At 44.1% G+C, this 14,333-nt stretch carries 8 protein-coding genes; 3 read left to right on the forward strand and 5 right to left on the reverse strand.

The features are described 5' to 3' along the window. The first annotated feature begins 104 nt into the window (after window positions 1-104). Entirely contained in the window at window positions 105-1,376 is a 1,272-nt protein-coding gene (locus ACFSJY_RS15615; protein ID WP_386036296.1) for an immunoglobulin-like domain-containing protein, read from the forward strand. Between the two features lie 41 nt (window positions 1,377-1,417). Here ACFSJY_RS15615 and ACFSJY_RS15620 read toward each other — a convergent pair whose 3' ends face one another. Beyond that, on the reverse strand, window positions 1,418-1,870 hold the full coding sequence (locus tag ACFSJY_RS15620) for a YaiI/YqxD family protein (protein WP_386036299.1): 453 nt from the start codon (window positions 1,868-1,870) through the stop codon (window positions 1,418-1,420). Window positions 1,871-2,086: 216 nt separating this feature from the next. Between ACFSJY_RS15620 and pepB the strand changes: the two genes are divergently transcribed. Beyond that, window positions 2,087-3,370, forward strand: coding sequence for an aminopeptidase PepB (gene pepB / locus ACFSJY_RS15625; RefSeq protein ID WP_386036302.1), 1,284 nt, complete (start codon window positions 2,087-2,089; stop codon window positions 3,368-3,370). 16 nt (window positions 3,371-3,386) lie between these two features. Here the strand turns inward: pepB and ACFSJY_RS15630 are convergent, their stop codons facing one another. The 4 genes from ACFSJY_RS15630 to ACFSJY_RS15645 all read right to left on the reverse strand — a co-directional run bounded on the left by ACFSJY_RS15630 (window position 3,387) and on the right by ACFSJY_RS15645 (window position 11,634). After that, on the reverse strand, window positions 3,387-3,800 hold the full coding sequence (locus ACFSJY_RS15630) for a hypothetical protein (protein WP_386036305.1): 414 nt from the start codon (window positions 3,798-3,800) through the stop codon (window positions 3,387-3,389). Between the two features lie 115 nt (window positions 3,801-3,915). After that, window positions 3,916-4,449, reverse strand: coding sequence for an RNA 2',3'-cyclic phosphodiesterase (gene thpR, locus ACFSJY_RS15635; RefSeq protein ID WP_386036308.1), 534 nt, complete (start codon window positions 4,447-4,449; stop codon window positions 3,916-3,918). A 78-nt stretch (window positions 4,450-4,527) separates the two neighbouring features. Next, window positions 4,528-6,321, reverse strand: a complete 1,794-nt coding sequence (locus ACFSJY_RS15640; RefSeq protein WP_386036311.1) for a choice-of-anchor I family protein — start codon at window positions 6,319-6,321, stop codon at window positions 4,528-4,530. 120 nt (window positions 6,322-6,441) lie between these two features. Beyond that, window positions 6,442-11,634 (reverse strand): response regulator, encoded by a 5,193-nt coding sequence (locus ACFSJY_RS15645; protein ID WP_386036314.1) that lies wholly within the window; start codon window positions 11,632-11,634, stop codon window positions 6,442-6,444. A gap of 164 nt (window positions 11,635-11,798) precedes the next feature. Here ACFSJY_RS15645 and hrpB point away from each other — a divergent pair, with 164 nt between their 5' ends. Further along, window positions 11,799-14,318, forward strand: a complete 2,520-nt coding sequence (gene hrpB / locus ACFSJY_RS15650; RefSeq protein WP_386038418.1) for an ATP-dependent helicase HrpB — start codon at window positions 11,799-11,801, stop codon at window positions 14,316-14,318. The last annotated feature ends 15 nt before the right edge of the window (window positions 14,319-14,333 follow it).

Below are 14,333 nucleotides of genomic sequence, written 5' to 3' on the forward strand. Positions count from 1 at the left end.
CCGCTTGTCACACATAACCTTCCGTTAAACACAGCTAGCTGTCTGTCGGTATAGCGATCCTGCTACGTTAATGCTGGCAGCAATTAAGTAAGAAGAGAGTATAGATGTTTACTGAGTGCACTAATTTAAAATTGGTCAATATTGAGACGGCCTATAAAAATGTAAAACAGAGTATGGCCCGAACAGCCAAATTTTCATTGTTAGGGTTGGTGTCTATTGTTTTGTCGGGATGTGGTGACGATGACAATACATCACCTTGTTTTAAAACAGAAGATGCATGTTTAGTAACAGGCCCTGAGCCTGTTGCAGTATGGTGGGACGCTCCAATTCCAGACTTATCAGAAAATGCAGAACGACCGACTATCTCGTTAATAGGTGAGCGCACAATAGTATTGCCTGTTGGTGATTTTTATTTAGAAGAAGGAGCAATTGCCTCTGATGATAAAGATGGCAACATTTCTGGTGAAGTGACTATCACAGGTAATGTCGACACTGATATGACTGGCGATTATCTCGTTCGGTATAGTGTAACTGATAGCGATGGTAATACAGCTATTGAACAATTAAGAATTGTGAGAGTAGTTGGTAGCTCGCCAACCAGCTTAACTAAGCGTGCGTTGGGCACAACCTACGGAAATTTTGGTTACTTTGAACATCTGCCAACTAATTACGGAGAGACGGGTGATAGTAAACCTCCTTTGCTATTCTACTTTCATGGTTCGGGTGCAAACTTGGAGTTTACCGAAGATACGGATCCAATAACATCCCTTGATGCCATTATAGAAAACTATGGAATACCCAAGCTGATTCAAGACGGACAGTGGGACAATTCATTACCATTTGTGGTAATTGCTCCGCATGTTGGGCAAGTAGAAGGGGTTACTTTACGCGAGCGTTTAAATGCGTTTGTTGACTACGCTATTCACTCGTATGATATTGACGCTTCACGTGTGTACATGACGGGCTGGAGCAGCGGTGGTTTTATTAGCTCGGCCTATGCGGTCGACTACCCCGAGAAGATTGCTGCAGTCGTACCGATCGCATCAGGACTTGGGACTCCAATCGAGAATCTACCCGATGATTTTTGTGACGTAGAACAAGTCCCATTTTGGTTGTTCCACGGCACCGCTGATGAAATTACGCCATTTGTTAATTCAATCAGAGCTTACAACGCGATTGTTGATACATGTCAACCGCGCGTGATCCCTAAATTATCGCTTGTGACTAAAGCTAGACACCATATTCACCATGCGGTCTACGACTTAACGTTGATGTCGGGCGGTAGCTTGGAAGCCGAGTACGACCCCCGCTATGACCCTTATGACCAAAGTGTCTTTGAGTGGATGCTAAGTCATAGTTTGGATGATCGACAATAGTACAGGTATGAGGCACTTACTAGACAAACAGGAATTGAATGTTAAGTCCTTAGCGCCTTAGTAATCCACTTGTCTAATTCATTGCCAAACTGTTGTTTATCTTGGTTATTCAGTGGCGGAGGCCCGCCACTTTGAATACCACTGCTGCGCATGGTGTCCATAAAGTCGCGCACGTTTAAACGCGCTTTTATATTGCTGGCGGTAAATAATTCGCCGCGCGGACTCAACGCTAATGCGCCTTTATCAATCACTTCAGACGCTAGTGGAATGTCTGCGGTGATAATTAAATCACCTGCCTGTGAAAGCCTGACAATCTCGTTGTCGGCCACATCAAAACCTGCCTCTACAACAATTGATTTTATGAAAGGTGAGGGGGCCACTTTGACATAGCGATTAGCGACAAAAGTCGTCATTACTTTTCTTTGGTGCGCTGCTTTACAGAGTATGTCTTTAATAACATTAGGACAGGCATCGGCATCAACAAATATGGGCATAACAGGTTTCTTAATCACAGTGTGTAAGGTCAATGATAACAGTAATTGCGTTGGTAAATCAGGCCATCATGTGCAGAAAATGTGTGGAAATTATCGAGATAAGTGTTTGGCAGAGTTGCCAATAGTTAATGGTCCAATTATAAGGCGGGACTTAGATTGTGATATTTCGCTGATATACTAAGGTCAACATAATAGCTCCAATCAAAGGTACAAAACATGGCAACAACAGTTCAGTTAACGTTTGAAGCGCCAACGTCAAATTGGCAATCAGAAAACTTAGTGCAGATTACCGGTGACGATATTTATGTCGTTATCAAACCTGAAAGTCGATTTCCGCTGAGAGATATTCAAAAAGCTGGTCGTAAACTTGATGGTATGGGCGTAAAAACTGTTAAGTTGGCTGGTGATAATTGGACTGACGAAAATCAATGGGCGTTTGCTTTGGGGTTTACCAAAGTGGGAAACCTCACAGGGGTAGAGTTTACCGGTGACAATCATGAACAGTTAACGAAAAAGTTGGCTGTATTTGCATGGAGCCGTGATTTAACTAACCAGACACCGGCAGAGCTATACCCGAGTAAACTTGCTGAACACACGATTAACTATTTGAGCTCACTGGCTGAAGATAAAATCACTACAACGGTAACTTTAGGGGAAGAGTTGGTTAAGCAAGGCTGGATGGGTATCTATGAAGTGGGCAAAGGCAGTGTAAACCCCCCCTGTTTACTAGAAGTCGATTACAACCCTACTGGTGATAAAAATGCACCTGTAACGGCTTGCTTGGTTGGTAAAGGAATTACCTTTGATAGCGGCGGGTATTCTATGAAGTCGAGCGTAGGTATGTTCGATATGAAATGTGACATGGGCGGTGCATCTGTGGCTGCTGGCGCGCTGGCATTGGCTATAGAGCAAGGATTAAATACACGCGTTAAATTGTTCTTGTGCTGCGCCGAAAATATGGTGAGCAGTTTTGCCTATAAGCTTGGCGATGTCATTACCTATAAAAATGGTGTGACTATGGAAGTGGCAAATACCGATGCAGAGGGGCGTATCGTGCTAGCAGATGGTTTAATGGCTGCTGGCGAAACGGGAGCGCCACTCATCATTGATGCAGCTACATTGACGGGCGCAGCTGTTGGGGCAACTGGTGGTGACTACACTGCCTTATTCGCGCTTGATCAAGAGGCAGCAGACAATGCCATCGCTACAGCGAAAAGTGTCAATGAGCCGATTTGGCAGTTGCCACTTGAAACATGGCACCAAGACAAGTGCCCATCAGCATTCGCAACCACAGCGAATAGCCGTCCTATTCCTGGCGGTGGCCCTGGCGGCGCGAGTAATGCAGCGGGTTTCCTGAGCCGTTTTGTTCCGAATGAAGGCAAAGGTTGGTTGCACTTTGATATAGCACCAGTGGCTTATCACGGCAAAGCGAATGATATGTGGGCAGCAGGTGCAACTGGTTTATCGATTGATACAATTGCCCAAATGATTTTGAAGTAATGAAAGTCTGATGTAGCTACACCACTTGCGGTTGTTTTTCTAAAAAGTCCTTAAGCCAATTTTCGGCACTTTGCGTGTCGCTAAAGACATAGAAAGGCAACCGGCAACTTGCATAGATACGCCTCAATTGCATCTGCTGTAAATCTGCTTGTTTACTGTCAAGGAATACTGTCGCGTTTGCTACCATGTTATGCTTTACGCGAAACTTGGTGATATCAACAATATGTTTTTCAGCTTCTGGCGTAAAGACTCCACTTCCATGGTAGGTGACAAGTGATGCCCATGGCGCTTTGTTCATTGTATGTGTCAAATCAACCATGTCTTGCTGATACTGTTTTGCAATATCACCCTCGTATAGGCTCTTAACCTCCACAAAAAGAATATTGCCTTTTTTTACAATGTCATAATACGGTTGATGGCGTGACGTCATACATATTTGTCCATGTTGCTGCAGGGCGTATAGTGATACCAAGCATCGCATTGATTAACAAGTAAGCAGATTTTCAAGAACATGCAAGTTTAATTAAATATTTAAAATCAACTAATTACATCTGGTTGGTGTTGTTGAATTTAAATAATTGAACTCTCGTATAATGGACCCCATTAGGGGTAGAGTCAGAACGGTACAAACTGAATGATTCAATTGCACTTTTGATATCGAAACGCTGATATTCGGGAAGCTCTATTACTTTTCTACTGAGCGTGATGTGCGGATAAAAGTGCTGATTTTCGACGTTTATACCGAGTCCTGTAGCTTTCCTCAGCAATCGTTGGTGACAAGTATTCAACCACTGAGGCACTTGATGTAAACCCGCAAAGACGACTTTAGGCTTCTTGAACACATCTGCATGATTAATGATAATCGGTACCGTGCTCGTGATTTCTTGGCGTAATTGATTGGCGTAAGCGCTGAGATTGTAAAGTTTCTTCGGTTCTACATTACCTAAAAAAATAAGGGTAAGGTGAAGGTTAGTAAGCTTTGTAGGCTTCGGTAGTGCAGGTTCGCAAGCGAGTTGCACGGTTTGAAGTGCTTGCTTGGTTTCTTTGGGTAAATCTAAGGCGAAAAAAAATCGAGCCATGGTGTGATGCTAAATATCTACATGACTCGATTATAAGTACTCGCTCAGATTTTACGAGTACAGGGTGGTTCGGTTTGATTAGTTTTCGCTAATTTCCCAAACGCTAACTGAACCTGAAATTTCGTTGCCAACCACTAACATGGCATTAGCGGTATCAGTCGCTGGAATAAACTTCATACCCTCTGGTGCAAGGTCACCCGTTATCTCAGCATCTTCAACAACACCGCGGTTATTGAAGTAATCAACAAAGCTCACGTTAAATGGGTTCGTAATGTCATATACCATGATACCGCCCATACGTTCTAAACCGACGAAAGCAAGCATCTTGTCACCAACTTGGCCCAATGCCAGTGCTTCTGGCTCCGGGCCTTTTGCGTCAGAACGTGTATCTCCTTCGTTAACGTCTTCATCATTGTTGAAAGCTTCACCGTAAATAGCAGCAGTAATTCGCTCTATTTCGTCGCCTGAATCAAACACTAAGTTGCCATTTGCGTCCCAGATAGAGAAAGAACGTGCGCCATATGTAAATAGCTTATCGTAATCGCCATCGTTGTCGGTATCACCGCGCTCAACAGAGACCTTTAAGCGGCCAAGATCATCATCGTCATTGTTAACGCCTGCAAAGGCTGTTGGATCTAGAGATAGGTCTTCAGCACGAGATTCATCCGTGTAGGACAAACAGCCATCATCTTCGTCATAATCCATACCGCCAGCGGCTGTACATTCAGCTTCGTCAGCAACATCAAAGAAGTATTCACGGCCATCACCTTCGTTTGCAGTCACGATGAAAGTAGCGTCTTTCCATGTAAAAGAAGCAATCGTGTCTGGCTGGTACATACCGTAAAGATTGTCGTATGAACGCAAATTTAAGCCTGAATCTTTATCTGAAGCATCAAGTGTGTACATGCCCCAATCTTTAAAGCCTAGGCCCTTAACATCAACAATTTCCATCGCGTTAAGATCGACGATAGCTAGCGCATTGTTTTCTTGTAAGCTTACGTAAGCCACAGTTGAGTCATGGTTTACAGTGACATATTCAGGCTCTAAGTCCATTGCAACCGTAGTGTTTATCAATTGACCTCTAATTGTGCGACCAGAGGGGTTAGGAAACATCACGCCTTGTGCTGACAATGCGTCTTTTTGGTCGTTAAACGCGGTGAAGCTAAGCGTGGTGGCAGTGTCTGCAACGACACCATCGGTAACACTAATGATTGAGATAGACCCTTCAGGATCTGTAACGTAATCATCACTAGGCTCGCCTTCATTGGCAACAATTACTTTCGTGCTATCTGGTGTGAAAGTTACCATGTCGGGTAGTACACCAACTTCAACATTTTTTATGAAGGCTGGTGCAGCGCCGCTGATATCGTAAAAAGCAATATAACCATTGCCATCCACATCATCTGAAGCCATAGCAACAGCGAGCATGTTTAAGTCATCTGAAATACTGATGCTATTCGCGTCACCTGGCGTATTGTCAGAGAGTGATAAGGTCATTGCGATAGGCATATTGGTGTTTGTAACAACGCCTTCGCCGTCAGCTGTTAATGCGCTTGCACTTGCTTCGCTTAGTTGTAGCAGCTCAACGGTCGCTTCATCGCCCGAGCTATTGATTGCGTAAATCATGCCGCTGGCGTTGTGGTATTGAACGATTTCTGCAGCACCTTCCGGCGATTCAGCATTTAATACACTGCGAGCAATCAGCTTAGCAGTAATTGATGTTGTGGCGTCTTTACCGTCCTGGCCATTTTGACCTGCTGCTCCTTGGACGCCTTGTGCGCCTGTAGCGCCGTCATCACCATCGTCACATGCGGTTAAACCCAACAAGATTGCCGTTGAAAGTAATGATGCTCTTAATGTTAACGATTTCATATGCGTTTTTGCCTTTGTTCTTATTAGAAAAATGGCTATACGCTAGGGGGGGATTCTGACGTTGTGGTGACAATTTTTTTACATTGATATGACAGATTTTTGTCTCACTTATCAGAGCTGTCAGCTAATGTTCGCGCTAATGTTTTGTAGTAGCTGTTCTGCTTGGTCGAAGTCGTAGTTATCTAAAGCGTCTTTAATCTTTGCTTTCAAACTATCGTCAACTGAGCTGCCTAAGCCCGAAGACAGTGTTCGCCATGTTTCTTGAGCATTGGCATCAAAGTCTTCTATTTCTTCGAATAATTGCTGTAATTGGGTCGCTATTTCTTCTGCAGAAGCCTGATGACAGGAAGTCTCTGCTGCTGTGTTCTCAACACTTGCCGCATTGATATTGGTAATCGTTTGCGCCAGTTCTGTCGACGTTTGCTTTAACAACGCGGCAATATCGGTATTTTCCAAGCTTAATGCATGCTCTACCTCTTTGGCCGCAGCGGCGAGTTTGGTGGCGCCAATATTAGCGGCAACACCTTTGAGAGTATGCGCTATGCGTTCTGCATCTTTACATTGATTTTTGTCAATAGCGTGCTTGATTTCATCGACAGCGTTGGCCTGTGTTTTCGTGAATTTATCAAGCAATTTGATAAAGAGTTCAGTATTGCCGCCCATCCTAAGCAGTGCATTTTTTGTATCTAAGCCTTCAATGTCAGGTATTGGCTGTTTCACTTCTTGAGAAGGTTGACTTTGGGCGTTAAACACCACTCTGTTTACGTCGGGCTTTATCCAATGCGCAAGTCGTTCGTAGACTTCATTAGGGTCAATAGGCTTCGTCAAATGGTCATTCATACCAGCGGCTAAACACTTCTCTCTATCGCCTGCCATTGCATTGGCGGTCATAGCAAGAATAGGTAAGTCCTGCATATCAAGTTCATTTCTGATCGCTTGAGTTGCTTGGTAGCCGTCCATGACGGGCATCTGAATATCCATCAACACGGCATCGTAACTCTTGGTTTTCAACTTATCGACGGCTATTTGGCCATTATCTGCAACGTCAACGTGAAGTTTCGCCATCTGCAGCAGTTCAACCGCAATTTGCTGGTTGATTTCATTGTCTTCAACCAGTAATACGTGAGCGCCCTGAATTTTCTCTGTGGGGCTAACGTTAATTTTTCCTAGAGTTTTTAGGCTTTTACTTTTTCGTGCAGTGCCAAGTGCATTCATCAAGGCATCAACGAGACTAGAGGCGTTCAATGGTTTGGTGAGGAAGCCGTTAATATCGATACCCTGTGCAGCATCTACCATTTCATCTTTGTCGTAGGCGGTTATCATGATAATTTTGGGTTGAATGCTTAGGTTATTGCTAGTGCGAATCATGCCTGCTAAATCCAGCCCATCAATGCCAGGCATTTGCCAATCACACAGCATCACATCAATGGTTTTATTGCGCGCACTGCTCTCTTCGAGCTCTGTAATTGCCGCTTTCGCATTGCTCACGCAGGTTGTGCTGATCTCCAAACTGTTGGCTATATTGACTAAAATCTCACGAGCCGCTTCGCTGTCATCGACAATCAGTATACGTAGGTGCTTAAGATCAGGAGCGGAAGACTCTGTAATGACAGCGTCTTTCGCTATCGTAAAGTTAGCGGTAAAACTAAAGGTGCTGCCTTTGTTTGGTTCACTTTCAACCCAAATTTCTCCGCCCATCATTTCTGCAAGCGATTTACTGATTGTTAAACCAAGCCCTGTGCCTCCATATTTTCGTGTGGTGGAAGCATCAGCCTGACTGAAAGATTGAAAGAGTCGGCCAAGTTGCTCTTCGTTCATACCAATACCTGTATCGGTTACAGAAAATTGGAGTTGAGCATGAGTGTCGCTTTGCGTGTTTGCGCGTATTTTTATGATGATTGAACCTTCATCAGTAAATTTTATTGCGTTGTTAGCGAGGTTTATCAGGATCTGAGCCAGACGTAATGAGTCGCCTTTAAGTCCTAGCGGCACGTCATTGGCCAAGTCAATCAGCAGCTCTAAGCCTTTTTGCTGGCTTTTGAAAGAGATAATTTGAACAAGATGTTCAAGCGTTTCTTGCAGATTAAAGGGGGCTTGCTCAAGCGTAAGTTTACCTGCTTCAATTTTTGAAAAATCGAGGATATCGTTAATGATACCGAGCAGTGAGTTGGCAGAGCTGTGAATTTTATTAACGTAGTCAATTTGCTTCTCGTCCAAGCGCGTTTGAAGTGCCAAATAACTCATACCGATAATAGCGTTCATCGGTGTTCTGATTTCATGGCTCATATTGGCTAAGAAATCACTTTTAGCCTGCGTTGCTTCCTCTGCGGATGTTTTTGCTTTTTCCAACGCTAACTCTTGCTCTTTTTTGAGCGTAATATCTCTTACCATCCCTGTAAAAATGTGCAGATTGTCTAAGCGTGCGTCACCGACAGCGATACCAATATCAAATTCTGAGCCATCTTTACGCTTGCCTTTTTGCTCGATAACAAACTGAGTGCCAGTACTGAGTTCTTGCGAAGCCGCATGATGGAATGGCTTTTCCATGATAAGCGTGATGTCTTTACCTAAGATCTCATCGCGCTGATAACCAAACATATTTTCTGCCGATGGGCTGAACTCTTCTACAGTGCCGCTGGCGTTTATCACAACAATGCCGTCAGAAGCATTGTCAATAATTGTACTAATGCGTTTCATGGTATGTTGAAGTTCGGCTGTGCGGCTAGCCACAATACTTTCTAATTCGTTGTGTGATCGGCTTAGTGAGCGTGTCGCTTTGGTACCCATTGAAAGCGTAAATAACGTACCACCGAAAATGACCACAAGTGAAAAAGCTAGCATGCCAATTATTGTGTATTTGAATATTTGCAATAACTCAAATGACTCTTTGTGGTCCATTTCTGCGGCAATACCAAGCTGCAGTGCATCGTCCCATAGCCAAGTACCTACGACCGAAAGGCCACGATAATCGTTGTAGCCTTCAAAGTTAGCGTTTGAAAAACCACCAGTTGCGCTTTGCGCCATCTCTGTCAATGGCCAAGAAGCCACTTCCTCAGGTGTAAATGACTCTGAAAGAATATTTTTTCCGGGATTTGCGATTCGAATATTCAGTAGGGCAGTCTCATCTTCTGCTACAAGCCCGACACTCTTTAGTTGATTTTCAAACCTCACTTTCGAGAGTAATAGACCTTCATTACTGAAGGCATAAGTTTCGCCACTCTTACCGATAAAGCCGGCGGAAAATATGGCGGAGAACTCATCGCTTGGGTCAATTCTTCGTGTTATAACCGCGATGACTTTGCCACCAGCATTAAAAATGGGCGCAGCAATAAACATGGTTGGTGGCAGCTTTTTGCTGTTGTTGCTTTGGTCTGTCAGTTGGACATCTGAACGAATGGGTGGAATAAAAGCGCTTTTTCCTGATAACACGGAAGCAAGTAGTTCAGGCTTCTCTTGATGGATAAAATTTATGGTGCCGACATTTTCATCACGTTTTGATGCCAGACTTATCATCTCTGGGCTGATGATAAAAAAGCCCTCACTGCCAAATTCATTGGCTCGTGCGGCAAAAAACTGTCTGATTTGTGCTTGAGCAGGGGTCGTTAATAATGCTTCTTTAGAAGGAGGAATGACCAACAGCTGCTCAACCAAGTTAACTAGTTCGGTATTTTGACTCAGTACATTCAGGTCAACAAACTCATTCTGAATCCAGCTGTTTAACCGATTGTGTGTCGAATTGAGCAAGGTATTTAAGTTGTATGACAGGTTGTCATTAATGGTTTGCTCTGCTTTCTTCAGCACTAACGCTGCGATGACAAACATAATGAGGGCGATAAGTAATAGCGAGCCAATAACGCTTCGCTTGAATCGCGGTGAGGAGAATTTAGCAACAAGTGCCTGCTCATCGTTTCGTAATACTAACGCACTGATTGAAGCGCTAACAATCAGTAAAATAATGACTGCACCAGCAGCCCAGTAATAGGTTTGCGTGTCCGTTGCAATGGGTGTGATATTGATATCAGACACACCGCTTGCATCCAGGAGCTCTCTATCCCTATCGATAACTTTTTTTATTTCAATTTTTTCCAAGGCTTTTTGGATAATGGATTGAAGTATCGGTTCCCTGTTAGTCGTGAAGATGTGTATCGAAGACGAGGGGAGGATCTTGTTTTCAATGACGCGAAGTGTGTTGATATTCGATGACCTTAATCTGTCTTCAACGACAAGTTGTGCATCAACTAAAGCGTCTGCTCGACCTTCCAGTACAGCATTAATTGATTCATCTGTATTTTCCGTTTCTATGATAGAAATGTCAGGGTACATGCCTTTCAACAAATCAATACTGCTGTATGCCTTAGGAACGGCAATCGTGCCTGTTGCTAAATCGTCGGGCTCGTTAAGGTGCACGTTTTCACCAAGCACGAAAATCATTTCTTGGATGACATAGTAGGGCACAGAAAAACTACCATATTGAAGTCTATCCTCTTGGTAATAAACATCCGGCAACAGATCAACACTGCCCTCTTCAAATTGTGCTAATAGTTGGCTCCAAGGGCCAAAAGTAACCTCGTATTGCAGGCCGGTTAATGTAGAAATTTCGGCTAAAATTGCGCCGGATAAACCACCAATGCCGCCATCAGGCTTAAGAAAAAGGAACGGAGGAAAATGCTCTACGCCAACGTTGACAATATTATTTTTGACCCACTGTTGTTCTTCATCGGTCAACACTAGTGCATCGCCATTGTAGTCGAGTTTTCGGTCAAGTGACGCTTTTGCCTCTCTTTGTTGAATAACGTCGATATAAGCAAGGCAGGCATCCATATAGGCTTGTTTGAACTGTCTATATTGTTCATCATTTATCAGCGCAAGAGCTGCTTGTTTTTGGCCTGATTTAACTTTGGCAATAGCGTCCGATTCAATAGTCACCAGCTGGTTATTGGCTGTGTTAATCAGAGAAATACGTTCTTTGTCTTGCGGGGAAGCTTGTTTCATGAGTGTCGCGAGCAACTGACTTAACAATGGCTCATGCTCGTTGTAACGGACAAGCCATTTTTCATCGCCAGAAAACGCAAAACTGAGCACTGATGACGTGAGTACCTCATCAAGGTACTTTAGTTCGGTTGCCATTTGTTGAAGGTCGTCGGCTTTTAATGGAGAAGCCGCCTTAGTTTGGCTTGAGAACTCAGGAAATGAAGAGTCAGCAGCAAGAGCGGTGAACATAGGTGTAAGGGCTAAAATAAATAGCCAGAACATCGCAAAAAAGCTCAACCAAGCTGGAACTTTTTTAATCGTTGCAGATGCCTGTATGCTCATATTCTTCCTTAACAAAATAGGACTCGTTACAATAACGTAAACCTCGGCGCACTAGTTCAGTATAACAGTGCTTTTGATTGGGTAAAGTTTTTGAAAATTTTCACTTTTTATCCAAAAAACGAGATGTCATATTCGGCTTTAATCGCAGAATAAATCAACTGAGAGTGAAGGTATTGAGCGCGTTTCCTATTGAACAACTAAAGTCCTCTTTTCTATCCGCGTTGGGCAGTCATTCCACAATAGTATTAACGGCTCCGCCTGGTGCAGGAAAATCAACCATATTACCGCTTTGGCTATTGGATACCGAGTTTGCTGAGCAAACAATATACTTGCTTCAGCCTCGTCGTGTTGCCGCTAAAAACATTGCATGTTACCTCGCACGTCAACTTGGCGAGTCTGTCGGCGAGACTATCGGTTATCGATTACGCAATGAAACCAAAGTCTCTAAGCACACACGCCTCGAAGTCATTACCGAAGGTATTCTGATTCAAATTCTGCAAAACGACCCAGAGCTAGCGCAAAGTGCTTTGATTTTGTTTGATGAGTTTCATGAGCGCTCAATACAAGCGGATATTGCGTTTGCATTGGCGCGAGATTGTCAGCAGGGGTTGCGAGATGATTTACGCTTGGTGCTTATGTCTGCGACCTTGGCAGGTGCTCAGTTGGATGCGCTTTTGCCTGATGCTTATCAATTAAGTAGCGAGGGGCGTAGCTTTGACGTCTCTATTACTTATCAAGCGATTGATAAGCGTGGTCTCTGGCGTGAACAGCTTCTTAAAGCAGTGAAGAGCATTGCGATTAACCACGCTGGTTCAACCTTAGTTTTTTTGTCGGGTGTAGCAGACATTAAATATTTAGCAGAACACCTAGAACAACAATTGCCAGATGATATGGTGCTTGCCCCGTTATACGGTGAACTGTCTCTAAACGAGCAGCAAAAGGCGATTCAGCCAAGTGATAACGGAAGAAAGCTTGTGCTGGCGACAAATGTCGCAGAAACCAGTTTGACAATAGAAGGTATTACGCAAGTGATTGATAGTGGAGTTGAGAAGGTCGCGATCTTTGATGCCCATAAACTGACCAATCAGTTGGTAGAAAAGCCTATTTCGAAAGCCTCAGCCATTCAACGTGCAGGCCGAGCGGGGCGTGTGGCACCAGGCACCTGCGTGCGTTTGTATAGCCAAGAAGATTTTGACCGCCGCCCTGAACAAGCGGTAAGTGATATCCAACAAACGGATCTAATACCTGTGCTTATTGAAGCTGCGCGCTGGGGTGTTAGTGATCTTGCTCAGTTGCCAATGATAGAACTACCTGATTCAGCAAAGGAAAAGCAAGCGTGGCAGGAGCTCATTGAGCTTAACTTGGTAAATTCGCATCGTCGCTTAACGTCGCATGGCGAGCAGGTTTCCCTATTGAGTTGTCATCCGCGCTATGGCCATATGATTGTGCAAGCGCAATGGTTTGAGCAAAGCAAAGGTCTTGCAGGTGGCTTAAATCTCGCCTGTTTACTTGCAGCTATGTTGGAAGAGCGGGATGTATTTGCTGGACATGCAGCGAGAGGAAATGCGGACATTGGTGCTAGGCTAGATTGGCTTATTTCGCCTAAAGCCAGTCACCAAAATAAAGCGAAGCGCATTGTTCAGCAGGCCGGGCAACTGGCGAAGCAACTAAAACATCACTGGCGTCCTGAATTTAGTCGTGATGATGCAGGCGTGCTTTTGGCACTTGCTTACCCGGAACGCATTGCAAAAACGCGTGGTGCTAACAGTAGTTTTATTGCATTTAACGGTAAAGGGTTAGTGCTTGATGAACAAGATCGGTTAAATGAAACTGAATTCCTTGTCGCCGCGCAAACTATTCAATTGGCAGGGAAACAATTGATATCGCTAGCAGCACCTGTTGACTTAGCGCAGCTTGAAGCACTCGATATTGTGCATACTAACGAGCAAGATAGACTCTTTTACGACGAGAGCAAAGATAAAATTATCTCTGAAAAACAGCTGTTACTTGGGGAAATTGTTATTAAATCAGCGCCTTCCTGGGCGGTTATAGCGCCTGATTTAGTTGTTGATATGTGGCGGCGACAATTGCAGAAAAAGGGACTTAACTGGCTGCAGTGGCCTGGAAATATAGAGGCATTACAGCGACGATTGATTTGGCTGGCCCACTTTCAACCTCAAATGGCACTGCCTATTATCGACGAGGCTTGGTTGTTGGCTCATCTCGATAAGTGGTTTACACCCTTTATTGGCGACGTGACGTCTAAGAAACAGTTACTTAACTTGGATTATCAAACCATGTTGTTGTCGATATTTAGTTATGATGTCCAGCAGGACATCAAGCGCTTTGCACCAACAAGCTTTGTTGGGCCAACGGGACGTAAATGTCCAATTCGATATGATGATCGGGTGTCGCCTGTGGTATCGGCACCTATGCAAGAATTCTATGGTCTTGCACAATCACCACAAGTGGGAGACTGTGACACGGGGAATGGCATACGTTTAACCGTAGAAATGTTATCGCCAGCCGGACGCCCTATTCAAATGACTGCAGATCTGGCGGGCTTTTGGCAAGGTAGCTACAAAGACGTGCAAAAAGATATGAAAGGCCGTTATCCCAAGCATTATTGGCCTGATGATCCCGCGAATGCGAAAGCGACGAACAAAACGAAAAAATACATGTAGCAGATAACCTTTCAT

The organism is Thalassotalea euphylliae, assembly GCF_042682785.1.
GTDB classification, from domain to species: domain Bacteria; phylum Pseudomonadota; class Gammaproteobacteria; order Enterobacterales; family Alteromonadaceae; genus Thalassotalea_F; species Thalassotalea_F euphylliae.

Bases quoted from the DNA above. Each gene is read 5' to 3' on its own strand.
- ACFSJY_RS15620 (WP_386036299.1), bottom strand. From the start codon at position 1,870: ATGCCCATATTTGTTGATGCCGATGCCTGTCCTAATGTTATTAAAGAC.
- ACFSJY_RS15615 (WP_386036296.1), top strand. From the start codon at position 105: ATGTTTACTGAGTGCACTAATTTAAAATTGGTCAATATTGAGACGGCC.
- ACFSJY_RS15630 (WP_386036305.1), bottom strand. From the start codon at position 3,800: ATGACGTCACGCCATCAACCGTATTATGACATTGTAAAAAAAGGCAAT.
- ACFSJY_RS15645 (WP_386036314.1), bottom strand. From the start codon at position 11,634: ATGAGCATACAGGCATCTGCAACGATTAAAAAAGTTCCAGCTTGGTTG.
- thpR (WP_386036308.1), bottom strand. From the start codon at position 4,449: ATGGCTCGATTTTTTTTCGCCTTAGATTTACCCAAAGAAACCAAGCAA.
- pepB (WP_386036302.1), top strand. From the start codon at position 2,087: ATGGCAACAACAGTTCAGTTAACGTTTGAAGCGCCAACGTCAAATTGG.
- ACFSJY_RS15640 (WP_386036311.1), bottom strand. From the start codon at position 6,321: ATGAAATCGTTAACATTAAGAGCATCATTACTTTCAACGGCAATCTTG.